Genomic DNA, 23769 nt, shown 5'->3' on the forward strand with positions numbered 1-23769 from the left:
TGCCCGGTTAAGAAAAGCCTTATTTGCAGTTAAAAACATTCAAACTATTAAACAGAATCTAGAAATTCTTCGGATCGTCAGAAAAATTTACAGCATCACAAAGAACGAACCAAAGCGTTTTTATCAGGTTGAACGCTTTTATTATCAAAGCCTTGATTCAATTGTTGAACTGACGGAAAAGCATGCGTTTTTGGCGTCACAGCCAAAGCGCAATGCGAATCTTGAAGTTTCTTTAAGCGAAACGCGTATGATGATCGATAAGCTCGCCAAGCAATTGGAAGACGACCTTTATGACTTGCTGAAAACAGACATTGACCACTTGGAGTTTGAACTGGACGTCGCGAAGCATTCAATGAAAAAAAGCTGATGGAGGAAAGCTGAAATGAGCGAATATAAACCATCGTTACACAAAACTGGCGCACAGCTTGAATTTGATGATTTGCTTTCCGATCCTTTTGGACAAGGAGAAGCGCCTGTTTCCGGCGTGGAGGAAAAACTCCGCGGGCAGCAAGTGAATCTGGTTGATACGTTATCTGAAGAAAAACGCCGGCAGGCATTTCAACTGGCCGAACAGATTGACCCGAAAAACCATAACAGCATTACTCTGTATGGAACGCAAGCTCAATCCAAACTCTTGAACTTCTCACATGAGATGCTCGAGCACGTCCAAAAGAAAGATGTCGGTGAAATTGGGCAGGTTTTAAGCGACCTCATGAAAAAGCTTGAACAGGTCAGCCCCGATGAATTGAAAACTGAAAAAAGGAACTTCTTTTCCCGTTTGTTTGGAAGAGTATCCCATTCTGTTCAAGAAGTGTTATCAAGGTATCAAAAAACCGGCGCTCAAATAGATAGAATCAGCGTAAAACTTGAGCATTCCAAAAGCGCACTGATCAATGATAATAAGATGCTCGAACGGCTTTATGAAAAAAATAAAGAATATTATGAGGCACTGAATGTCTATATTGCAGCCGGTCAGCTGAAGCTGGAAGAATTAAATCATAAAACCATTCCCGAATTAAAAGAGAAATCGAAAACTGAACATCACCATATGGCCGTTCAGGAAGTAAACGATATGATTCAGTTTGCCGACCGGCTGGAAAAGCGGGTTTATGATCTAACGTTAAGCAGGCAAATTACGCTGCAGAGCGCCCCGCAAATCCGTTTGATCCAGCACACAAATCAAGTGCTGGCGGAAAAGATTCAATCTTCGATTATGACAGCAATCCCTCTTTGGAAAAACCAGGTTGCTATTGCGCTCACCCTGTTGAGGCAGCGCCGAGCAGTAGAGGCTCAAAAACAGGTGTCGGCCACAACAAACGAACTGCTCTTGAAAAATGCCGAGATGCTGAAGGCCAATACGATCGAAACGGCAAAGGAAAATGAACGAGGCTTTATTGATATTGAAACATTGAAACAAGTGCAGGACAATCTGATCGGTACACTTGAGGAGACGCTTAAAATTCAAGAGGAAGGCCGTTCAAAGCGGCTGCAGGCAGAAGAAGAAATAAGGGCAATGGAAGATGGTCTCAAGGCTAAGCTGCTGGACATGAAAGAAAACCAAAACCGTAGATCATAAGCAAGATTAACATTTACCAAATGGTCCGCCCTTTATGTAATCCGCCTTGAAGGGTATAATAAATGCAGAATGTCATATCGGCATCCGGCAGCGCCTGGATGCCGAAGAAAATAGAGAAGATGACTAAAGGATCGGTTTATATGAAGACACCTTTATATACAGCATTGGTGAACCATGCTGAAGGACATCATTATTCTTTTCACGTTCCGGGACATCACAATGGAGATGTCTTTTTTGATGAAGCAAAAACTTTTTTTGAAACGATTCTCAAAGTGGATCTAACTGAACTGACAGGACTGGATGATTTACATGAGCCATCTGGCGTCATCAAGGAAGCACAGGATTTAGTTTCGAGGCTTTACGGAGCGGAAGAAAGCTTTTTTCTCGTCAATGGTTCGACCGTTGGGAATCTGGCTATGATCCTGGCTGTTTGTCAGCCGGCTGATACGATACTCGTTCAGCGTAACTGCCATAAGTCTGTATTTCATGCGATTGAACTTTCAGGCGCCCATCCGGTTTTTTTGACACCGGAAATTGATGAGGCGATGGCTGTTCCCACACATATACTGTACGAAACAGTTGAAGATGCAATTTCACAATATCCGCACGCAAAAGGGATCGTGTTGACATATCCAAATTACTACGGCCATGCAGTTGATCTGAAGCCGATCATAGAAAAGGCCCACCAACACGATATTCCCGTTTTAGTCGACGAGGCTCACGGCGCCCATTTTGTGCTGGGCCATCCATTTCCCCAGTCGTCGTTGAAAGCGGGCGCTGATGCCGTCGTCCAGTCCGCGCATAAAACGCTCCCGGCGATGACGATGGGGTCCTATCTGCATCTTAACAGCGGCAGGATCAACAGGGACAGACTGGCATACTATCTGTCCGTGCTTCAAAGCAGCAGTCCTTCCTACCCAATCATGGCATCTTTGGATATAGCTAGGGCATACGCCGAAGATATCTTGAAAACAAATCGAACAGCCGATATTGAGAAAGAGCTCATCAATATGAGAGAAGTCTTTTCTCAAATAAACGGAGCTGATATTGTCGAGCCGGCTGATGCCCGTATCCGGCAAGATCCGCTTAAGCTGTGTATCAGATCAGCGTACGGCCACTCCGGTTTTGAACTGAAATCCATATTTGAAGCAAACGGCATCCATCCTGAATTGGCAGATGAAAGGCAAGTCCTGTTGATCCTGCCGCTTGAAGGAAAAAATATGCCCGCGCCGGAACTGATCAGCACAATCAGTAAAGACATGAAAGATACAGCAGTTCGAAATGATCTTCCTGCCGGAATCGGAATCCCTTCTGAAAAAGTCACGGCTTTGCCTTACCGGAAAAGCAAGTTGTCTGCCTTCAAAAAAGAATCGGTGCCTTTTACCGAAGCAGCGGGCAGAATAAGCGCCGAATCGGTCACACCTTATCCTCCGGGCATTCCGTTGATCATGGCGGGTGAGAGAATAACAAAAGAGACGATCAGCCGGCTGACGCGGCTCGTCGATCTGAATGTACACATTCAGGGCAGCAATCAGCTCAAACAAAAGCAATTAACTGTATATATAGAAGAGGAGAAATCATGAACGGTTTATTTATTACTTTTGAAGGGCCTGAAGGTGCGGGGAAAACGACAATCCTTCAGGCTGCGGCAGACCAATTGACGAAAAACGGCCATTCTGTTCTTGCGACAAGGGAGCCGGGCGGCATTGAAATATCAGAACGAATTCGCGAGGTTATTTTAAATCCAAGCCATACAGCAATGGATCCCAAAACAGAGGCCTTGTTGTATGCGGCCGCAAGAAGGCAGCACCTAGTCGAAAAAGTAAAACCGGCGCTTGAAGAAGGGAAAATCGTCTTATGCGACCGGTTCATCGACAGCTCGCTTGCTTATCAGGGGTATGCCAGGGGACTCGGCATTGATGAAGTATTTTCTGTTAATCAATTCGCGATCGGCAGCCTGATGCCGAATGTGACGATTTATTTCGACATTGACCCGGAAGAGGGAATCAAACGAATCGATTTAAATGATGCAAGAGAGAAAAACCGGCTTGATTTGGAAAAACTCCACTTTCATCAGCTTGTTCAAAAAGGCTACGAAGAAGTTATGAACCGGTTCCCCGGACGATTTCGGATTGTGGATGCCAGCCAAAGTGTTGAACTTGTGTTAAAAAGGGTAAATAACATCATTGAGGAAGCATTAAAAGAAAATCAGTTGTGACCAGTTTACCATTCATTGTTATAATGGTAACAAGAGTATCCTTAAAGTGTTTCCATCCAAAAGGGGGCTTTTCATATGAAGTTAATTATCGCTGTTGTTCAAGACCAAGACAGCAACCGGCTTTTAAAGGCTTTGACCGATCACAATTTTCGCGTGACCAAACTGGCGTCGACCGGCGGCTTTCTGAAATCGGGAAACACAACCTTCATGTTGGGTGTAGATGATATTCGAGTAGACAAAGCTTTAAGCTTGATAAAAGAAAACGGAAGCAAGCGGGATCAGCTGATTGCCCCTGTTTCTCCAATGGGCGGAAATGCTGATTCATATGTTCCTTATCCTGTTGAGGTTGAAGTGGGCGGAGCAACCGTTTTTGTACTGCCGATCGAGCAATTCCATCAATTTTAAGGGTTGAGGATATGAAAATAAGTCAAGAACTGCGTACAATGATAGAGAAACAGCAGACTCCGCCTGCAAGAGGAGAAAATGTTTCTGCTTCATTTAAAGAGAAGATGAATATACAAAGCGGCAAGCTTCGAGTTGAACAGCTGACAATGCTTTTAACAGATATTGAAGCGTTCGGAAAACGCCTCTCAAAATCGAGAAACTTCAAAGATTTGGCCAGGTTCAAAGGCTTGATCAAACGATTTGTAAAAGAGACCGTTGAAAACGGTCTGACGGTGGAGAATTCAAGAAGCTTCGATCTGTACGGAAACAGCCGGACATTAAGCATTGTGAAAGAACTGGACGAAAAGCTTGTGCAATTAACTGAGGATCTTATGGATCAAGAAAAATCCTCTATCGAACTTTTGGAACGCATTGGCGAAATAAAGGGTTTACTGATAAACCTTTACACATAGAGAGTGATGGTATGGCTACAACCTGGACAGAAATGCAGAAGCTTCAGCCACGGGTTATGAAGCTTTTGCAAAATAGTATAGAAAGAAATCGGCTTGCCCACGCCTATTTATTTGAAGGGCGCAAAGGGACGGGCAAATTAGACGCGGCAACCCTTCTGGCAAAAAGCTTTTTTTGCCTTGAAGATGGAGCAGAGCCATGTGAGTCATGCAGGAACTGCCAGCGGATTGAATCTGGAAACCATCCGGACGTACACGTCGTCCATCCGGACGGCCTTTCCATTAAAAAGGGACAAATCCAGGCGCTTCAGGAAGAGTTTTCTAAGACCGGTTTGGAATCGCATAAAAAGCTGTATATTATTTCCCATGCGGATCAAATGACGGTCAATGCGGCGAACAGCCTTCTAAAGTTTTTAGAGGAACCGAGCAGCGATACAATCGCTGTTCTTTTAACGGAACAGCCGCAAAAATTGCTCGATACGATCATATCGAGATGCCAGGTTTTATCCTTTCAGTCGCTGCAGCCCGAATCGATTGAAAAGGAACTGGTCAAACAAGAGGTCTCACCGAATATTGCAGCCCTTTTGTCGAATATGACCAACAATTTATCGGAAGCGCTCGAATTGAGTCGAAATGATCAGTTTGCAGAGTCGCGAGCGAAAGTGATAAAATTGTATGAAGTCTTACACCAGCGAAAAGGACATGCTTTTTTCTATATTCAAGATCAGTGGATGCCCTTTTTCAAGGAGAAAGACCACCAAGAAATGGGTCTTGATATGCTTTTATTTATATATCGCGACGTGTTGTCCATTCAGTTGGGACATGAAGATAAAATACTATTTCAGGACTTATTCCAATCATTAAAACAGCATGCGCTGCAAACAACACAACAAAGAGTGACAAACCAGATACTTGCTGTTTTAGAAGCAAAAAAACGGCTTTATTCCAATGTGAATGCTCAAGGATTAATGGAGCACTTGGTTTTAATGCTGCAGGAGGGATAAGCTTGTACAACGTTATTGGTGTCCGCTTTAAAAAAGCGGGCAAAATATATTATTTCGATCCGAACGGATTTCAGATAGATAAAGACAGCTGTGTGATCGTCGAAACGGTTCGCGGTGTTGAATACGGGCAGGTTGTCATTGCCAACAAGAAAGTAGACGAGAACGATGTCGTGCTGCCTTTAAGAAAAGTGATCAGAGTTGCGGATGAACGCGACCGCCTGATCGTTGAGGAGAATCAAGAAGCTGCGCTGTCCGCCTTTGATGTCTGCCAGAAAAAGGTTAACGAGCACGGCCTTGAGATGAAACTGGTCGATGTGGAATTCACTTTTGACCGCAACAAAGTCATTTTTTATTTTACGGCTGATGGAAGAGTCGATTTTAGAGAACTCGTCAAAGATTTGGCATCGATCTTTAAAACGAGAATCGAGCTGAGACAAATCGGCGTCAGAGATGAAGCGAAGATGCTCGGCGGTATCGGACCGTGTGGAAGAATGCTTTGCTGTTCCACGTTTTTAGGTGATTTTGAGCCCGTTTCTATTAAAATGGCAAAGGATCAAAATCTGTCGCTGAATCCGACGAAGATTTCCGGACTATGCGGACGGCTGATGTGCTGTCTAAAGTATGAAAACGATGAATACGAAACAGCCAAAGAACAGCTTCCGGATATCGGGGAAGTGATCGCCACGTCCAGCGGCCCGGCAAAAGTCGTCGGGTTGAATATTCTCGAACGCATTCTCCAGGTTGAACTGACAGACTGCGACAAAGTTGTTGAATATACGTGGGATGAGCTGTTGCAAGAAGGTGTCGTATCTGCACAAACCACAGATTAACGAGGTGTGAAACCTTGGATAAAAAAGAATTGTTTGATACAGTGATAAGTTTAGAAGAACAAATCGGGTCCCTTTACCGCCAGCTTGGAGATCTCAAGCAGCATATCGGGGAAATGATTGAAGAAAACAATCATTTACAGCTTGAAAACGAGCATTTGCGCAAGAGGCTGGAAGAGACGGATCAAAGGCTAAAAAGCGTAAAATCCGATGAAAAAGAGATAAAAGCAGAAAAGACAGGGCATGCTGATATTGGAGAGGGCCATGATAATTTGGCTCGCCTGTATCAGGAGGGCTTCCATATTTGCAACATCCATTACGGAAGTGTTCGCAAAGAAGGAGACTGTCTGTTCTGCCTCTCGTTTTTAAATAAAAAATAAGAAAGGCTTCCGGCGGAACGGAAGCCTTTTTAACGGTACAATGTGTTTAGGAAAGGGAAAAGACATGATTCAATTAAAAGATGATGAACGACTGGATTATTTACTGGCGGAAGATATGAAAATCGTGCAAAGCCCGACAGTTTTTGCATTTTCCTTAGATGCTGTTCTGCTGTCGAAATTTGCTTACGTTCCGATACAAAAAGGAAACATCATTGATTTGTGCACAGGGAACGGGATTGTTCCGCTGCTTCTCAGCACCCGCACAAAAGCCGCCATCACCGGGGTGGAAATTCAGGAAAGGCTGTATGACATGGCCCTCCGCAGCGTGGAATACAACAACCTGCAAAAACAGATTCATCTCATCAGGGACGACTTGAAAAATATGCCGCAGGTGCTCGGATACAATAAGGCCGATGTCGTCACATGCAATCCTCCTTATTTCAAGACGCCGCAAAAAACGGAGCAAAACCTAAATGAACATTTGGCCATTGCCAGACATGAAATCTACTGCACGCTTGAAGATGTTATTCGCGTCAGCAGCAAGCTATTAAAGCAGGGCGGCAAACTCGCTCTCGTTCACCGGCCGGGGAGGCTGCTCGAAATCTTTGAATTGATGAAGGCCTTTCAAATCGAGCCGAAGCGGGTCCAATTTGTTTACCCGAAAAAAAGCAAAGAAGCCAACACCATTTTAGTAGAAGGAATAAAAGACGGCCGACCTGACCTGAAAATTTTGCCTCCTTTGTTTGTGTATGATGAACAAGATCAATATACACATGAAATAAGGAAGATTTTATATGGAGACGAATAGCCATTACTTTTACGTGCTTTCGTGCCGGGACGGCAGCTTGTACGCAGGCTATACAAACAATATCGAAAAGCGCCTGAAAACGCATAATGACGGGAAGGGCGCCAAGTATACGAGGGCAAGGCTGCCGGTTAAACTCCATTATGCAGAGTGCTTTTCAACGAAACGAGAAGCGATGCAGGCCGAGTACTATTTCAAAAAATTATCGAGAAAAAACAAAGAACGTTATATAGAAGAAAAAAGACGGGAGGGTGTTGATTATCAACCGGCAAAAGAGTTTTGACCAAAAATCAGACATGGGTATGTTATATCTCGTACCGACTCCCATCGGCAATTTAGAGGATATGACATTTCGGGCGGTTTCTGTGTTAAAAGAGGCGGACATTATCGCGGCGGAGGATACGAGGCAGACGAAGAAATTGTGCCATGTGTATGAAATTGAGACACAGCTTGTCAGCTACCATGAACACAATAAAGAAAGCAGCGGACATAAAATTTTGGAATGGCTGAAAGAAGGAAAAAACGTCGCATTGGTCAGTGACGCCGGAATGCCGACAATATCTGACCCCGGGGCTGAAATCGTCCGCGATTTTATCGAAATGGGCGGCTATGTCGTACCCCTGCCCGGTGCAAATGCGGCTTTGACCGCACTGATTGCCTCAGGCATTGCGCCGCAGCCGTTTTTCTTTTTCGGCTTTTTGGACCGCAGCAAACGGGAAAGGAAAAAACAGCTCGAGGCTTTGAAGAACAGACAGGAAACGATGATTTTTTACGAGTCGCCGCATCGGCTGAAAGAAACCTTGGCGGCCATCAGAGAGGTATTCGGCAATCGGCAAATCGCATTGACAAGGGAACTCACGAAAAAATTCGAAGAATTTATCAGAGGTTCGATCGAAGAAGCACTCACATGGTCTGAACAGGAACAGGTGCGCGGAGAGTTTTGCCTTGTGATCGAAGGAAGCCGTGAAGAAACGATTGAAGAGGCGGTCTGGTGGGAGCATCTTTCAGAAAAAGAACATGTCGAGCATTATATCAGCGAAGGATATCCTTCAAAAGAAGCCATTAAAAAAACCGCGGTTGACCGCGGCGTTCCGAAACGGAAAATTTATGACGCTTACCATATTCAAAACTAAAAAACCGCCCTTGCTTCGGCAAGAGCGGTTTTTGTATAATCAAAATAATTATTTTTGAGATTGAAGTTGTGCTTGAATTTCGTTAATGATTTGCTCAGCGCCTTCAGGGCTAAGAACCAATTTACCGCCTGCAAGTTTAAGGTTGTCATCAGAAACCTCACCTGTAACTTGGCAAGTCATGTTTGGTTTATATTTTTTCAAGATGATTTTTTCGTCATCTACATAGATTTCAAGAGCGTCTTTTTCTGCGATTCCAAGCGTACGGCGAAGTTCGATTGGAATCACCACGCGTCCTAGTTCATCAACTTTACGTACAATACCTGTAGATTTCATATTCATTCTCCTCCCGAAAGATTGTTATTTTTATAGGTGTTTATTATCTTCGTCATTATTCGACAAAATCCTTACAGTCCTAGCATAACAAGGTTTCCAATAAACGTCAATCATTTTCTTTTCTATTGTTTGTAAAAATTAGATCATATAGTCAAAAGACCTTGGAAGAACTGATGTAACAAGGGAATTGAAGATGATAAAACAGTATGATCAATCAAAAAAAAGCCCTTAAATCAAGACTTTCGAACTAAGGTTTTTCCTCATATCGATTATATACGACATTATTCGACAATGAAAGCATTTTTTTGTCGAAGTATAATATTTCTTTCTGTTAAAAAATTTGTAATCGACCGTATTCATGATGGATCGACAATGTATATTTTCTTGAACTTGAAGGCTAAGATGGTATCATATAAAGAGGGATTATATATTGAGTATATACTGAATGAATACACATGCCGCTCTCGTCCTTTGGGCGGGAGTTTTTTGACATTTTAATTGGGAGGTTCCATCATGCCGCAAGAAAAAAATACGTTTTACATCACTACACCCATTTATTACCCAAGTGGGAAGCTACATATTGGACATGCCTACACGACCGTTGCAGGTGATGCGATGGCTCGGTATAAAAGACTGAGAGGCTTTGATGTCAGATACTTAACTGGTACAGATGAGCACGGACAAAAAATTCAGCAAACGGCGGAGAAGGAAAACATCACTCCGCAGGAATTGGTCGATCGTGCGGCAGAAGACATTCAGCAGCTTTGGAAAAAGCTCGACATATCCAATGACGACTTCATTCGGACGACAGAGGAACGTCATAAAAAAGTGATCGAAAAGGTATTTCAGAAGCTGCTTGACAATGGTGACATATATCTTGATGAATATGAGGGCTGGTACAGCATCCCTGACGAAACGTTTTACACCGAAACCCAGCTCGTTGATGTCGAGCGAAACGAAAAAGGCGAAGTTATCGGAGGGAAAAGTCCTGACAGCGGCCACCCCGTTGAGCTAATCAAAGAGGAATCTTACTTCTTCCGCATGGGAAAATACGCGGATCGGCTTCTCGCTTTCTATGAAGAAAATCCTGAATTCATCCAGCCTGAATCCCGGAAAAATGAAATGATCAACAACTTTATCAAACCGGGTCTTGAAGATTTGGCTGTTTCCCGGACGACGTTCGACTGGGGGATAAAAGTGCCCGGCAATCCGAAGCATGTCATCTATGTTTGGATAGATGCGCTGTTTAATTACATTACGGCACTTGGCTTTAATACGGAAAACGATGAAAATTATCAAAAATATTGGCCGGCAGACGTTCATCTTGTCGGTAAGGAGATCGTCCGCTTCCATACCATTTACTGGCCGATTATGCTGATGGCATTGGACCTTCCGCTGCCGAAAAAGGTTTTTGCCCACGGGTGGCTGCTGATGAAAGATGGAAAAATGTCTAAATCAAAAGGCAATGTGGTTGACCCGGTCACATTAATCGACAGATACGGACTAGATGCATTGCGTTATTATCTTCTCCGCGAAGTGCCGTTCGGTTCTGACGGCGTATTTACACCGGAAGGATTTGTCGAGCGGATTAACTATGATTTAGCGAATGATTTAGGCAACCTGCTGAACAGAACGGTCGCCATGGTCAACAAATACTTTGACGGCCGGATTCAGTCGTATGAAGGCCCGGTTACCGCTTTTGACGAACCGTTGTCATTATTCTCGCAAAAGACAATTGAAGCGTACGAGCAGGCGATCGAAAATATGGAGTTTTCCGTTGCGCTTTCATCATTGTGGCAGTTTGTCAGCAGAACGAATAAATACATCGACGAGACAGCCCCTTGGGTACTGGCAAAAGATAAGGATAAAGAAAAAGAGCTTCAATCGGTCATGTACCATTTGGCGGAGTCATTGCGCATCACTGCTGTATTGCTGCAGCCGTTCTTAACGCAGACGCCTGAAAAGATTTTCGCACAGCTTGGCGTTACGGATGCGTCACTGAAAACCTGGGACAGCATTCAAAGCTTCGGCCAGCTGAAATCTGTGACAGTTCAAAAAGGAGAACCATTGTTCCCGCGTCTTGAGGCGGAAGACGAAGTCGCTTATATCAAATCAAAAATGCAGGGAACGGCTCCAAAAGAAGAACCAAAGCAAGAGGAAAAAGCACCTGAACGGCTTCCGGAAATCACGATAGACGATTTTATGAGCACAGAGCTCAGAGTGGCTGAAGTCATTCATGCTGAACCCGTCAAAAAAGCGGATCGTCTGTTAAAACTCCAGCTTGATTTAGGCTTTGAAAAACGCCAAGTCGTTTCAGGAATTGCCAAGCACTACAAACCTGAAGAGCTTGTCGGCCGGAAAGTCATTTGTGTAACAAATTTAAAACCGGTCAAACTAAGAGGAGAACTTTCTCAAGGCATGATATTGGCTGGAGAGGACAATGGCGTTCTCTCGCTTGCGGCGGTAGACAGTTCATTAGCAAACGGAACGCGAATCAAATAAATGCAGGCAAAGGGTGTTCCACGTGTAACATTTCGTCGAACACCTTTTGTTTTTTCGACAATTTCTTAAAAAGGTGGCATTTTCATGTTATTTGATACACATGCTCATTTAAACGCCGAGCAATTTAACGAGGATTTGGAAGAAGTCATTGCTCGGGCAAAGGAAGAAAAAGTGGAGCACATTGTCGTGGTAGGATTCGATCGTCCGACGATCAAGCGTGCGATGGAATTGATTGAAGAATACGATTTTATTTATGCAGCCATCGGGTGGCATCCGGTTGACGCAATTGATATGACCGATGAAGATTTGGCTTGGATCAAAGACCTGTCCGCCCATGAGAAAGTTGTGGCGATCGGAGAAATGGGACTTGATTATCATTGGGATAAGTCGCCGAAGGACGTTCAAAAAGAGGTGTTCAGAAAACAGATCGCTTTGGCAAAAGAAGTCGGCTTGCCAATCGTGATTCACAACCGTGATGCAACGGAGGATGTCGTTTCTATTTTGCGGGAAGAAGGGGCCGAGGAAGTCGGCGGGATCATGCACTGTTATACAGGAAGCGCTGAAATTGCACAAGAGTGCATCGATATGAATTTCTACCTATCTTTCGGCGGACCCGTCACATTTAAAAACGCCAAAAAACCGAAGCAAGTGGTCAAACAAATACCAAATGACCGGCTTTTAATTGAGACGGACTGCCCGTATTTAACGCCGCATCCATACAGAGGAAAGCGGAATGAACCTAGCTATGTCAAACTTGTCGCCGAACAGATTGCCGAATTAAAAGGAATGACTTATGAAGAAATAGCGGCCGTCACCACAGAAAATGCAAAAAAACTTTTCGGCATCAGCTGACACGATTTGATATCGAGCCTTGTTCAAGCTTGTCTCTTCGGGGGATGGTTCTAAAAAGTTCTACATGTCTGTTTACGCTCATAGGATATCTTTGTCGACAAGTCTTTCTTTCTTTTATGAGGTGGTTTTCCCATAATAAAAGAGATGGCGGGCTTGCGGAGAAAATAGAGAGGAGGGTTGACAGGCTTGTAGATACTCTATATAATCTCCCCGAGGAGAAGGAGGCGTTTTTCATCATACAAAAAATGAAAAAGCTGTTTTCCGTAAAGCTTAGCAAAAGCAGATGGATTCTGATTGCTGCTGGACTGCTTGTCGCAGGGAGCGGAACTGCTTACGGAGCACATGAGCTCGCTAAACAGCAAGTCACCATTTCGATAAACGGGAAAAAGCAGGATGTTCGCACGAATGCTAAAACCGTAGGTGAACTGCTGAAAAGCTTAGACATCGAGACGAGGAAAGAAGATCACATCTCTCCCGCTGAAGATACAAAATTAACGGCGAACATGAATGTTGAATATGTTGCCGCAAAACCTGTTCATTTCACGGTCGACGGACAGGAAAAGGAAATCTGGACAACAGCGGGTACAGTCGGCAAACTTCTGAAAGACTTAAATTTAGAGTTGGCGGAACACGATCAAATTGACCCCTCAGTTGATAAAGAAATAACGAAAGATATGAAGCTGACTTTGCAAAGGGCTTTTAAAGTAACCGTAAAGGATGCCGGTAAAGATAAAGACCTATGGACGACTTCGACTACGGTCGCTGACTTTTTAAAACATCATAAGATCAGCATAAAAGGCGATGATGAAGTTAAGCCTGCGCTTGATAAAAAGCTGACGAAAGATCAGGCGATTCACATTACTCGTATCAAAAAAGTCACCGATGTAGTGGAAGAGAACATCCCTTTTGAAGTCCGGAAAAAAGAGGACGATTCACTTGAAAAGGGGAAAGAAAAAGTTGTACAGGACGGTAAACATGGCAAGCTTAAAAAGCACTATGCCGTTGTTATGAAAAACGGCAAGGAAGTTTCCAGAGAACTGATTAAAGAGGAAACGGCAGCCGAAAGCAAAGCCAAAATCATCGCTGTCGGTACAAAGCAAGCCGCAGTGGCTAAAGTCAGCGCGAATGTATCGCGCGGAAATCAATCCTCAGGAAAGGAATTTTATGTATCCTCTACAGCTTATACAGCAAGCTGCAACGGATGCTCAGGCCACACTGCGACCGGCGTTAATTTGAAAAATAATCCCGGCGCTAAAGTGATCGCTGTCGATCCGAGCGTTATTCCGCTGGGTTCCAAAGTACATGTAGAAGGATATGGCTATGCGGTTGCGGCCGATACAGGCTCAGCCATCAAAGGCCGAAAAATCGATGTATTCTTTCCGAATAAGTCTACAGCTTACCGCTGGGGAAACAAAAGAGTTAAAATCAAGGTGTTGAACTAAATATCATTTATTATGCTTTTTATATAAGCAGAGGGATTTTGCGCCCTCTGTTTTTTTGGTTATAATAGATCCATCTTGTTTTCTAATAAATTAGACGGTTTTATTACAAAAAGGTTTCAATCATTTTAAAAATGTAATAAAAGGTTTTTCAACATACGGAGGAAGAAATGAAGATTAAAGAAATCATTGTTGTCGAAGGCCGTGATGACACCGCTAAAATCAAATCGGCTGTTGATGCAGATACGATCGAAACGAACGGATCTGCCATAGGGGAAGACGTCATCAAACGGATTCGGCTCGCCCAGGAAACGCGCGGGGTTATTATTTTAACCGATCCCGATTTCCCGGGGGAAAAAATCAGAAAAACGATTGCAGAAAAGGTCCCCGGCTGCAAGCATGCATTTTTGCCCAAGCATTTGGCAAAGCCTAAAAATAAACGCGGAATCGGTGTCGAACACGCTTCGCTTGAAGCGATCCGCGAATGCTTAATGACCGTTCAGGAGGAAATGGAAGCGACGGAACCTGAGATTGAGGCCCGGGATTTAATCGAAGCCGGCCTGATCGGAGGCCCGCTGGCAAAACAAAGGCGGGAGCGGCTCGGCGAAATATTGAATATCGGCTATACAAATGGGAAACAGCTTCAAAAGCGGCTGCAAATGTTTCAGATCAAAAAGAGTGATTATTTAAGCGCACTGGATGCTGTGCTGCGGGAGGAAGAACATGAATAAAGATATCGCCACCCCAATTAGGACTAAGGAAATTCTCAATAAATACGGATTTTCATTCAAAAAAAGCCTGGGGCAGAACTTCTTGATTGACACGAACATATTGGACAGAATTGTCGACCATGCCGGTGTGACGGAGCGTACAGGCGTGATTGAAATCGGTCCGGGGATCGGGGCATTGACCGAGCAGCTGGCAAAGCGTGCGAAGAAAGTAACGGCCTTTGAGATCGACCAACGGCTTCTGCCGATTTTAGAAGATACGCTTTCTCCGTATGATAATGTGACTGTCATTCACCAGGATGTCCTGAAGGCCGATGTCCGAGCGGTAATGGACGAACAGTTTCAAGACTGCAATGAGGTGATGGTTGTCGCCAACCTCCCGTATTACGTCACGACTCCGATCATCATGAAGCTTTTAGAAGAAAATCTGCCGCTGAAAGGAATCGTCGTCATGCTTCAAAAAGAGGTGGCGGACCGAATGGCTGCAAAACCTTCTTCAAAGGAATACGGGTCCCTTTCCATCGCGGTGCAGTTTTATACGGAGGCCAAAACGGTCATGAATGTACCAAAGACCGTATTTGTCCCTCAGCCTAACGTAGATTCCGCGGTCATCAGGCTGACGCTGAGGAAAGAGCCGGCTGTGGCCGTTCAAGATGCTGCCTTTTTCTTTCAAGTCGTAAAAGCAAGCTTTGCACAGCGTCGAAAAACGCTTTTCAACAACCTCGTCAACAATCTGCCGAATGGCAAAGAGAATAAATCAAAAATTGAAAGAGCGCTTCAGGATTCACATATCGACGGAAAACGACGCGGAGAGTCGCTTAGCATTGAAGAGTTCGCCGTCTTATCTGACCGCTTGAGAGAAGTCCTTCTTTAATGGGGGGCTTTTTTTATTGATGCCGGGCTTTAAGCCTGATCAGGCTTGTCATCCGTTCACCACTTGAAGGGCAGGCACATAGGCTAAAGAAGCACCTTTACTTTTTCGTTGCTTGATGTTCATCAGGATGGGGCTTAGTCTATGTGTGGAGTGAAAAGCATGCAATTTAAAATAGGCGATATGGTCGTCAGAAAATCTTATCGAAGAGATATTTTATTTCGAATTATAAGAATTGATCAATCGGCAAATGGAGAACCTGTAGCCGTTTTGCACGGAGATGAGGTCAGATTAATCGCTGACGCGCATTTGGGGGATCTTGAGATTGTCCGCGAGGCTGAGCGGCAGATGAGAAAGCGGGAAGAAGAAACGAGAATGAAGGAATCCCTCGATCTTCTCCGCCAGGATTACAAACTCCTTCACGATAAACATGAGTACCGCGCCACAAACCAATATAACAATCAACAGCAGTACTTTCATATGCCCGGAAGAGTCCTTCATTTAGACGGGGATTCGGCTTATTTGAAAAAGTGTCTGGCGCTCTACGAAAAGATCGGGGTTCCTGTATACGGCATTCATTGCTATGAAAAGAAAATGTCATCAGTCATCGAGGAACTGATCGATGAATACCGCCCGGATCTTCTCGTCATTACCGGACACGATGCCTATTCTAAGCAGAAGGGCGATATTAACAATCTGGATGCCTACAGGCATTCAAAAGATTTTATCGAAACCGTTCAAAAAGCGAGAAGAAAAATTCCCCATCTTGATCAGCTCGTCATTTTTGCCGGCGCATGCCAGTCCCATTTTGAATCACTGATCAGAGCCGGTGCAAATTTCGCAAGCTCTCCGTCCAGAGTCAACATCCATGCGCTTGATCCGGTCTATATAGTCGCAAAAATCAGCTTCACTCCGTTTATGGACCGCATTAACGTCTGGGAAGTGCTCAGAAATACCTTGACGAGAGAAAAGGGGCTCGGAGGTATTGAGACGCGGGGCGTATTGCGTATTGGAATGCCATATAAAACAAAAGCAAACGATTAAACGAGCCCGCCGGATGGCGGGTTTTTGCTATGCACACGAAATGTTTTTACCTTTTTTTTTAAAACATACATAATGAAACGAAAAATGAGGAAAATAAGGGAAAGTCGGCGTATAATTTGTCACAAATATTTTATTGACAGAGGCTTATGAACGTTGATATAATTTAAATTTTATTTGACAAAAATGGGCTTCTGGTGTATACTGAATATAGTGAGGTGGATGCAATGGCGAAAACGTTGTCCGATATTAAAAGATCGCTTGATGGACATTTGGGAAAAAGGCTGACGTTAAAAGCAAACGGTGGCCGCCGAAAAACGATTGAGCGTTCGGGCATTTTAGCTGAGACGTACCCTTCTGTTTTTGTGATACAACTAGACCAAGACGAGAATTCGTTTGAAAGAGTTTCATACAGTTATGCGGATATTCTTACTGAGACGGTTGAATTGAGGTTTTCCGATGATAAAACCAGCTCAGTAGCCCTTTAATAAGCAGTGGACTTTATGTTTGCTGCTTTTTGTTTTGCCTTTTTTTATCCAAAATTTTTCGGGGAAGTTCTGCACAAATCGAGCAAAGCTAATACATGTCACTTGTTTTATGATGAGTCAGACGGATGGTATGATACTTGAAAGGGGCTGTTTCGCATGGGCAGACGTCGAAGCATCATGTCAGAGGAATTCAAAAATGAATTGGCTAAAGATCTTGGATTTTACGATACGGTAAAGACCGAGGGCTGGGGCGGAATTCGGGCCAGAGACGCCGGCAACATGGTGAAAAGGGCCATCGAATTAGCCGAACAGCATATGGCTCAAAATCAGCAAAATCATTAAAACAGTGACATACGGGGGACGCTTCTGTCCTCCGTTTTTTTCATTGATCCGTTTTCAGTGTTCAGCCGCTGTAAGCGACCTGGGAATCATGGCGAGGGGCGCATTCGCAATCTGAAGGAATGACCGCATGCCAAAGGCGAGGCATCCTGCGCAGGCGCATGCATTTGTACTTGCGAGGAATGACCGCATGCTAAGAGCGAGGCGTCCTGCCTCAGGCGCATGCATTTGTACGTCCTGTACTTCAAAATATGTTACAATGTGGATACTTATGTTTAGATGGAGAAGTAGGTGAATGGATTGCGTATTTTAGAGAAGGCGCCGGCTAAAATTAATTTGTCGCTCGACGTTCGCCGCAAACGTCCAGATGGGTATCATGAAGTAGAGATGGTCATGACGACGATTGATTTGGCGGATCGGGTCGAATTAACAGAGCTGGCAGAAGATAAAGTAACGGTTTCTTCGCATAACCGCTTTGTTCCCGACGATCAGCGAAACCTTGCTTATCAGGCTGCAATGCTCATGAAAGAACGCTACGGCATTAAAAAAGGGGTTTCCATTTTTATTACGAAAGTGATTCCCGTTGCTGCGGGCCTTGCAGGAGGAAGCAGCGATGCGGCTGCCGTCTTCAGAGGATTGAACCGGCTGTGGGATTTGAAGCTTTCGATGAATGAACTGGCTGAGCTTGGCGCTGAGATCGGATCTGATGTCTCCTTTTGCGTACATGGAGGAACGGCTCTTGCAACGGGAAGGGGAGAGAAAATCCGTCATATCGAGACTCCGCCGCACTGCTGGGTAGTGCTGGCAAAGCCGACGATCGGCGTATCAACTGCAGAAGTGTACAAGCAGCTGAAAGTCGACGAGATTGAACATCCGGATGTTCAAGGTATGATTGCTGCGATTGAAGAGAAGAATTTTCAAAAAATGTGTGACAAGCTCGGCAATGTACTCGAATCTGTTACATTGAATATGCACCCCGAAGTCGCGATGATCAAAAATCAAATGAAGCGGTTCGGCGCCGATGCTGTGCTGATGAGCGGGAGCGGCCCCACTGTGTTCGGACTTGTTCAATACGAATCAAAAGTGCAAAGAATCTATAACGGATTAAGAGGGTTTTGCGATCAGGTTTATGCGGTGCGGATGATCGGAGAACAAAATGAACTTGATTAAATCCGTATGTTAAGTTATATTGTTTTTAAAAATATTCGGATTTTGGAGGTAAGTGCATGAAGTTTCGTCGAAGCGGCAGATTGGTGGATCTGACAAATTATTTGTTGACCCATCCGCATGTCTTAGTGCCATTAACCTTCTTTTCAGAACGGTATCAATCTGCTAAATCATCCATTAGTGAAGATTTAACCATCATTAAGCAGACCTTCGAGCAGCAGGGAATCGGAACGCTTCAGACCGTGCCGGGAGCAGCCGGCGGCGTTAAATACATTCCAAAGGTAAAACGCGATGAAGCGGAGGAATTTGTAAAGTCGCTCGGTGAGTCATTGATCGATTCGGAACGGATATTGCCCGGCGGATATTTGTATTTAACCGATATCCTTGGAAAGCCCTCTGTATTAACGAAGGCCGGCAAAATTTTTGCTTCCGCTTTTTCAGACAGGGAGATCGATGTCGTGATGACGGTGGCGACAAAAGGCATTCCTTTGGCATATGCGGTAGCCAGCTACCTTGATGTGCCGACAGTGGTCGTCAGAAAAGACAATAAGGTAACTGAAGGGTCAACGGTCAGCATCAACTATGTGTCCGGATCATCCAACCGCATTCAGACGATGTCTCTTGCAAAACGAAGCTTGCAGACGGGCTCGCACGTTTTGATCATAGACGACTTTATGAAAGCGGGAGGAACGATCAACGGCATGATCAATCTTCTCGATGAATTCAATGCCCATGTAGCGGGCATCGGTGTTCTTGTGGAAGCTCAGGGAGTCAAGGAGCGGCTGGTCGATGAGTATATGTCCCTTTTGACTCTTTCTGAAATCGATATGAAGGAAAAAAAGGTGGAAATACAAAACGGAAATTTTCAGCGTTTTTTTGCAGAAAATGAATAGGAAATGGGGAGTTTGAGATGACAAAGGTTGTTCAGACAAAAGAAGCACCGGCGGCGATCGGACCGTATTCACAAGGAATTGTTGTCAACAATATGTTTTACAGTTCAGGGCAAATTCCGCTGACCCCGTCGGGTGAAATGGTGACTGGAGACATCACAGAACAGACGCACCAGGTTTTCCGCAATTTAAAAGCCGTGCTGAAAGAAGCGGGCGCCTCTCTGGAGACTGTCGTCAAAGCAACCGTGTTTCTGGCGGATATGAATCAATTCACAGAGGTGAATGAAGTTTACGGACAGTACTTCGATACCCACAAACCGGCGAGATCATGCGTTGAGGTGGCGAGGCTGCCGAAAGACGCGCTTGTTGAAATAGAAGTCATCGCATTAGTGAAATAGAAAGAACTCTTAAAAGATGGTTTTGGTCTCAAAATCATCTTTTTTGTTTGGAAAATTTGTCAATTCAGTGTTTTTTTATCCCAATATTACAAAAATATTTTTAATTATGCAGGAAAACAAAAAAAGCCGTTGAATAGTTACACTAATGTTTTTATATTGGGAAAAGGTGGTGAACTACTGTGGAAGTTACCGACGTAAGATTACGCCGCGTGAATACCGATGGTCGCATGAGAGCGATTGCATCCATCACGCTGGATCACGAATTTGTAGTGCATGATATTCGTGTAATTGATGGAAACAATGGTCTTTTCGTTGCGATGCCAAGTAAGCGTACACCTGATGGAGAATTTCGTGATATCGCTCATCCAATCAACTCAAGCACCCGCGGAAAAATTCAGGACGCGGTGTTAAATGAATATCATCGTTTGGGTGACGTTGAGGAAATAAAATATGAAGAAGCTGGAGCTTCTTAAAAAAGAAGGGCTTATGGATAAGCCCTTTTTGTTTTGAAAAAAAATGATCTTATCATAATAAAATGACAATATATGGTTTGTGTCTGCGTATAACAGTAGCAGGAAGGTAAAGCATGCGAACTCGGATAACAAAGCGCATGCAGAAGGAATCAATCCGTCTCCCTGATCAGTTAATCCTAAATATGCTCTAAACATCCAAAATATGCTGTCTTGATTTCCCGATTTCTCATTTTGGCTTGCTTGAAATCAACTCATATTTAGGATATATTTTTCTATGGATAATAGGGATAATGGAGGCCAATACATGGATAAGCGGTTTGCAGTTGTGTTAGCAGCTGGTCAAGGAACAAGAATGAAATCAAAGCTATATAAAGTTCTTCATCCTGTTTGCGGAAAACCTATGGTCGAGCATGTTGTCGATGAAGCTCGCAAGCTATCATTAGAAAAACTTGTCACAATAGTTGGACATGGTGCGGAAGATGTCAAAAAACAGCTCGGGGAAAAAAGCGAATATGCCCTGCAGGCTGAACAGCTCGGCACGGCCCATGCCGTCAAGCAGGCCAAGTCGATTCTTGGAAGCGAAAAAGGAACAACAATCGTCATCTGCGGAGATACCCCGCTTTTAACTGCCGAAACGATGGAAGCCATGCTCACGGAGCATCAGAAAAAAGCAGCAAAGGTGACGATTTTAACCGCTGTAGCGGAAGATCCGACAGGCTACGGACGCATTATTCGCAATGAAAACGGCGATGTTGCAAAGATTGTCGAACACAAAGATGCAACAGAAGAGGAAAGGCTTGTCAAAGAAATCAACACAGGCACCTACTGTTTTGACAACGAAGCTCTTTTTCAAACGATCGAGCAGGTTTCCAATGACAACGTACAGGGGGAATATTATCTTCCGGATGTCATTGAGATCTTGAAAAATCAAGGTGAAACTGTAGCCGCTTATCAGACTGGCAACTTCCAGGAAACGCTCGGAGTCAATGACAGAGTCGCCCTATCACAAGCGGAAATCTATATGAAGCAGCGGATCAATAAACGCCACATGCAGAACGGCGTCAGCTTAATCGATCCCGACAACACATACATTTCACCGGAAGCCGTGATCGGCAGGGATACCGTGATTTATCCCGGCACCGTCATTAAAGGGCGGGTTGTTATCGGTGAAGACGCGGTCATCGGACAGAACAGCGAACTGGAAAACAGTACGGTCGGCAGCAGAACGGTCATTAAGCAGTCCGTTATCGTGGACAGTGAAGTCGGCGACGATGTTACAATCGGACCGTTTGCTCATATCAGGCCCGACTCAAAGATCGGCAATGAGGTAAGGATCGGGAATTTCGTCGAAGTGAAAAAATCGGAATTTGGTGATCGCAGCAAAGCATCTCATTTAAGCTACATAGGGGACGCGGAAATCGGAACGGATGTCAATCTCGGCTGCGGGTCGATTACCGTAAATTATGATGGGAAACATAAGTTTAAAACGAAAATTGAAAATGGGGCATTTATCGGCTGCAACTCCAATTTGGTCGCTCCGGTGACAATCGGCGAAGGCGCATACGTAGCTGCGGGTTCAACGATTACCGACGATGTGCCAGGCCGGGCTTTGTCTATTGCCAGAGCAAGACAAGTCAATAAGGAAGACTACGCTGAGAACATACACAAAAAATAATCCTAAATCGGAGGTTTACCATGTCTAAATATGAAGACGACAATTTGAAGATTTTTTCTTTAAACTCAAATCCGGGTCTTGCGAAGGAAATCGCGGATATCGTCGGAGTTGAGCTGGGAAAGAGTTCTGTTAAACGCTTTAGCGACGGTGAAGTCCAAATTAACATTGAAGAAAGCATCCGCGGCTGCGACTGCTATGTCATCCAATCGACTAGCGCGCCGGTGAACGAGCATATCATGGAGCTTTTGATCATGGTGGATGCGCTGAAACGCGCGTCGGCGAAAACGATTAATATCGTGATGCCTTACTACGGCTATGCCCGTCAGGACCGTAAAGCGCGTTCCCGCGAGCCGATCACAGCCAAACTCGTGGCAAATCTGCTGGAAACCGCCGGAGCTACCCGTGTGATTGCACTTGATCTTCACGCGCCGCAAATCCAAGGTTTCTTTGATATACCGATCGATCATTTAATGGGTGTTCCGATTTTAGGAAATTATTTTGAAGAGAAAAATTTCAAGGATATCGTGATTGTGTCCCCTGACCACGGCGGTGTGACCCGTGCCCGCAAATTGGCGGACCGCTTGAAAGCGCCGATTGCGATTATCGACAAACGCCGACCTAAGCCGAATGTAGCCGAGGTTATGAATATCATCGGGCATATCGAAGGAAAAACAGCCATTTTAATTGATGATATTATTGATACTGCAGGAACGATTACGCTGGCGGCCAATGCGCTCGTTGAAAGCGGCGCAGAGGAAGTGTATGCATGCTGTACACATCCGGTTCTTTCCGGTCCGGCGATCGAAAGAATCGACAATTCCAAAATTAAAGAGCTCGTTGTGACCAACAGCATTGAGCTTCCTGAAGAAAAGAAAATCGCGAAATTCAAGCAGCTTTCTGTCGCACCGCTTCTGGCAGAAGCAATTATTCGTGTGCATGAGAAACAATCTGTCAGCTTCCTGTTCGATTAATTTGCTGATTCTGGTTTAAAGTTTTGTCGTTATGGGAATGGTTTTAGAAAGACCAATCTAACGATAGGATGGTGCTGAAAATGGCAATTTTAAAAGCGGAAGAAAGAACGGATTCCAGACGGTCTTCTTTAAGAAGAATTCGGCAATCCGGGTATGTGCCGGGTGTCATTTACGGAAGAAATCTGGAGAACAAATCCGTTGCGTTAGACAGTATCGAGCTTTTAAAAATCTTGCGCGCTGAGGGCAAAAATACGATTATCAACTTGGATATAAACGGTGACCAACACTCTGTTATGGTGACTGAGCTGCAGACGGATCCGTTAAAAGATTCAATCGTACATGCCGATTTTAAAGTGGTTGATATGGAAGCGGAAATGGAGGCGACGGTTCCTGTAAACCTTACGGGTGAAGCAGAGGGCATCAAACAGGGCGGTGTTCTTCAGCAGCCGCTTTACGAGCTGTCTGTCACAGCAAAGCCGAAGAACATTCCGCAGACGATCGAGGTTGATATTTCCAGTCTCGAAGTCAATGATGTTCTAACCGTCGGCGATATTCCGACCAAAGGCGATTATTCATACAACCATGAGCCTGATGAAGTTGTTGCATCCATTCTTCCTCCTCAAAAGCAGGAAGAAACAGAAGCCGAATCAGCTGCTCAAGACGTTGAGGAACCAGAAAAAGGCACTGAAGAGGAAAAAGAAGAATAAATACGTAAGACGTAATCCGCCCGCGGTTACGTCTTTTGTGCTAGAATGAGGGGAAATTAGGATGCTCCCCCTCAGTATGCTGAGGCAGGGTTTTGCTT

27 protein-coding genes and 1 pseudogene (1 of these 28 running past the window's edge) are annotated in these 23769 nt (G+C 44.5%); 27 read left to right on the top strand and 1 reads right to left on the bottom strand.

The window, feature by feature from the left end; genetic code table 11:
* From H7F26_RS06385 to rsmI, 12 genes are all read left to right on the top strand, one after another.
* Positions 1–367: the 3' portion of a 5-bromo-4-chloroindolyl phosphate hydrolysis family protein gene (locus tag H7F26_RS06385; protein WP_003178149.1), read on the top strand. It extends 251 nt beyond the left edge of the window; 367 of the gene's 618 nt are visible here — the last part of the coding sequence; the start codon falls outside the window, past its left edge; it ends in the stop codon at positions 365–367.
* 15 nt (positions 368–382) lie between these two features.
* Positions 383–1576 carry a toxic anion resistance protein gene (locus tag H7F26_RS06390; protein WP_009330058.1) on the top strand — a complete coding sequence of 398 codons (1194 nt, stop codon included), beginning with the start codon at positions 383–385 and terminating at the stop codon, positions 1574–1576.
* 140 nt (positions 1577–1716) lie between these two features.
* Complete coding sequence (locus H7F26_RS06395) at positions 1717–3159, top strand: aminotransferase class I/II-fold pyridoxal phosphate-dependent enzyme (RefSeq protein WP_025805857.1); 1443 nt, start codon at positions 1717–1719, stop codon at positions 3157–3159.
* Positions 3156–3794, top strand: a complete 639-nt coding sequence (gene tmk, locus H7F26_RS06400; protein ID WP_003178154.1) for a dTMP kinase — start codon at positions 3156–3158, stop codon at positions 3792–3794. The genes H7F26_RS06395 and tmk overlap by 4 nt, the downstream gene beginning before the upstream one ends.
* Before the next feature lie 75 nt (positions 3795–3869).
* Positions 3870–4199, top strand: coding sequence for a cyclic-di-AMP receptor (locus H7F26_RS06405; protein WP_003178156.1), 330 nt, complete (start codon positions 3870–3872; stop codon positions 4197–4199).
* Between the two features lie 11 nt (positions 4200–4210).
* Positions 4211–4651, top strand: a complete 441-nt coding sequence (locus tag H7F26_RS06410) for a YaaR family protein (RefSeq protein WP_003178158.1) — start codon at positions 4211–4213, stop codon at positions 4649–4651.
* An 11-nt stretch (positions 4652–4662) separates the two neighbouring features.
* Complete coding sequence (gene holB, locus H7F26_RS06415) at positions 4663–5652, top strand: DNA polymerase III subunit delta' (RefSeq protein WP_003178160.1); 990 nt, start codon at positions 4663–4665, stop codon at positions 5650–5652.
* Between the two features lie 2 nt (positions 5653–5654).
* Positions 5655–6482: a competence/sporulation regulator complex protein RicT gene (locus H7F26_RS06420; RefSeq protein ID WP_003178162.1), complete on the top strand. Its 828-nt coding sequence runs from the start codon at positions 5655–5657 to the stop codon at positions 6480–6482.
* Between the two features lie 14 nt (positions 6483–6496).
* Complete coding sequence (gene yabA, locus H7F26_RS06425) at positions 6497–6859, top strand: DNA replication initiation control protein YabA (protein WP_003178164.1); 363 nt, start codon at positions 6497–6499, stop codon at positions 6857–6859.
* Between the two features lie 64 nt (positions 6860–6923).
* A complete protein-coding gene (locus tag H7F26_RS06430) occupies positions 6924–7667 on the top strand; it encodes a tRNA1(Val) (adenine(37)-N6)-methyltransferase (protein ID WP_003178166.1) in 744 nt (247 codons plus the stop codon).
* Positions 7654–7947: a GIY-YIG nuclease family protein gene (locus H7F26_RS06435; RefSeq protein WP_003178169.1), complete on the top strand. Its 294-nt coding sequence runs from the start codon at positions 7654–7656 to the stop codon at positions 7945–7947. The genes H7F26_RS06430 and H7F26_RS06435 overlap by 14 nt, the downstream gene beginning before the upstream one ends.
* Complete coding sequence (gene rsmI / locus H7F26_RS06440; RefSeq protein WP_025805862.1) at positions 7922–8797, top strand: 16S rRNA (cytidine(1402)-2'-O)-methyltransferase; 876 nt, start codon at positions 7922–7924, stop codon at positions 8795–8797. Before H7F26_RS06435 ends, rsmI begins: the two co-directional genes overlap by 26 nt.
* A gap of 48 nt (positions 8798–8845) precedes the next feature.
* Here the strand turns inward: rsmI and H7F26_RS06445 are convergent, their stop codons facing one another.
* Entirely contained in the window at positions 8846–9136 is a 291-nt protein-coding gene (locus tag H7F26_RS06445; protein WP_085959887.1) for a transition state genes transcriptional regulator AbrB, read from the bottom strand.
* A gap of 507 nt (positions 9137–9643) precedes the next feature.
* Here H7F26_RS06445 and metG point away from each other — a divergent pair.
* From metG to H7F26_RS06520, 15 genes and pseudogenes are all read left to right on the top strand, one after another.
* Positions 9644–11632 (top strand): methionine--tRNA ligase, encoded by a 1989-nt coding sequence (gene metG / locus H7F26_RS06450; RefSeq protein ID WP_017474309.1) that lies wholly within the window; start codon positions 9644–9646, stop codon positions 11630–11632.
* 84 nt (positions 11633–11716) lie between these two features.
* Positions 11717–12484, top strand: coding sequence for a TatD family hydrolase (locus tag H7F26_RS06455; RefSeq protein ID WP_017474310.1), 768 nt, complete (start codon positions 11717–11719; stop codon positions 12482–12484).
* Positions 12485–12600: 116 nt separating this feature from the next.
* Positions 12601–13926, top strand: a complete 1326-nt coding sequence (locus H7F26_RS06460) for a G5 and 3D domain-containing protein (RefSeq protein ID WP_003178178.1) — start codon at positions 12601–12603, stop codon at positions 13924–13926.
* 167 nt (positions 13927–14093) lie between these two features.
* On the top strand, positions 14094–14654 hold the full coding sequence (gene rnmV, locus H7F26_RS06465; RefSeq protein ID WP_003178180.1) for a ribonuclease M5: 561 nt from the start codon (positions 14094–14096) through the stop codon (positions 14652–14654).
* The gene (gene rsmA, locus H7F26_RS06470; RefSeq protein WP_017474311.1) at positions 14647–15525 is read left to right on the top strand and encodes a 16S rRNA (adenine(1518)-N(6)/adenine(1519)-N(6))-dimethyltransferase RsmA; all 879 of its coding nucleotides are present in this window, start codon (positions 14647–14649) and stop codon (positions 15523–15525) included. The genes rnmV and rsmA overlap by 8 nt, the downstream gene beginning before the upstream one ends.
* Before the next feature lie 159 nt (positions 15526–15684).
* Positions 15685–16566 carry a sporulation peptidase YabG gene (gene yabG / locus H7F26_RS06475; RefSeq protein ID WP_003178184.1) on the top strand — a complete coding sequence of 294 codons (882 nt, stop codon included), beginning with the start codon at positions 15685–15687 and terminating at the stop codon, positions 16564–16566.
* A gap of 224 nt (positions 16567–16790) precedes the next feature.
* Complete coding sequence (gene veg, locus H7F26_RS06480) at positions 16791–17051, top strand: biofilm formation stimulator Veg (protein ID WP_003178187.1); 261 nt, start codon at positions 16791–16793, stop codon at positions 17049–17051.
* Positions 17052–17207: 156 nt separating this feature from the next.
* The gene (locus H7F26_RS06485; RefSeq protein WP_003178189.1) at positions 17208–17393 is read left to right on the top strand and encodes a small, acid-soluble spore protein, alpha/beta type; all 186 of its coding nucleotides are present in this window, start codon (positions 17208–17210) and stop codon (positions 17391–17393) included.
* 297 nt (positions 17394–17690) lie between these two features.
* Positions 17691–18560 carry a 4-(cytidine 5'-diphospho)-2-C-methyl-D-erythritol kinase gene (ispE, locus tag H7F26_RS06490; RefSeq protein WP_003178192.1) on the top strand — a complete coding sequence of 290 codons (870 nt, stop codon included), beginning with the start codon at positions 17691–17693 and terminating at the stop codon, positions 18558–18560.
* A gap of 56 nt (positions 18561–18616) precedes the next feature.
* Positions 18617–19470: pseudogene (gene purR, locus H7F26_RS06495) on the top strand (pur operon repressor); the annotation flags it as partial.
* Positions 19468–19845 (top strand): 2-iminobutanoate/2-iminopropanoate deaminase, encoded by a 378-nt coding sequence (gene ridA, locus H7F26_RS06500; protein ID WP_003178196.1) that lies wholly within the window; start codon positions 19468–19470, stop codon positions 19843–19845. The pseudogene purR and the gene ridA, both read left to right, overlap by 3 nt.
* Positions 19846–20024: 179 nt before the next feature.
* Positions 20025–20318 (top strand): septation regulator SpoVG, encoded by a 294-nt coding sequence (gene spoVG / locus H7F26_RS06505; protein WP_185855242.1) that lies wholly within the window; start codon positions 20025–20027, stop codon positions 20316–20318.
* A 304-nt stretch (positions 20319–20622) separates the two neighbouring features.
* A complete protein-coding gene (glmU, locus tag H7F26_RS06510; RefSeq protein ID WP_003178200.1) occupies positions 20623–21993 on the top strand; it encodes a bifunctional UDP-N-acetylglucosamine diphosphorylase/glucosamine-1-phosphate N-acetyltransferase GlmU in 1371 nt (456 codons plus the stop codon).
* A 20-nt stretch (positions 21994–22013) separates the two neighbouring features.
* Positions 22014–22964, top strand: coding sequence for a ribose-phosphate diphosphokinase (locus H7F26_RS06515; protein WP_003178203.1), 951 nt, complete (start codon positions 22014–22016; stop codon positions 22962–22964).
* A gap of 80 nt (positions 22965–23044) precedes the next feature.
* Positions 23045–23671, top strand: a complete 627-nt coding sequence (locus H7F26_RS06520; RefSeq protein ID WP_003178205.1) for a 50S ribosomal protein L25/general stress protein Ctc — start codon at positions 23045–23047, stop codon at positions 23669–23671.
* The last annotated feature ends 98 nt before the right edge of the window (positions 23672–23769 follow it).

Source organism: Bacillus sp. PAMC28748 (assembly GCF_014250415.1).
GTDB classification, from domain to species: Bacteria; Bacillota; Bacilli; order Bacillales; family Bacillaceae; genus Bacillus; species Bacillus licheniformis.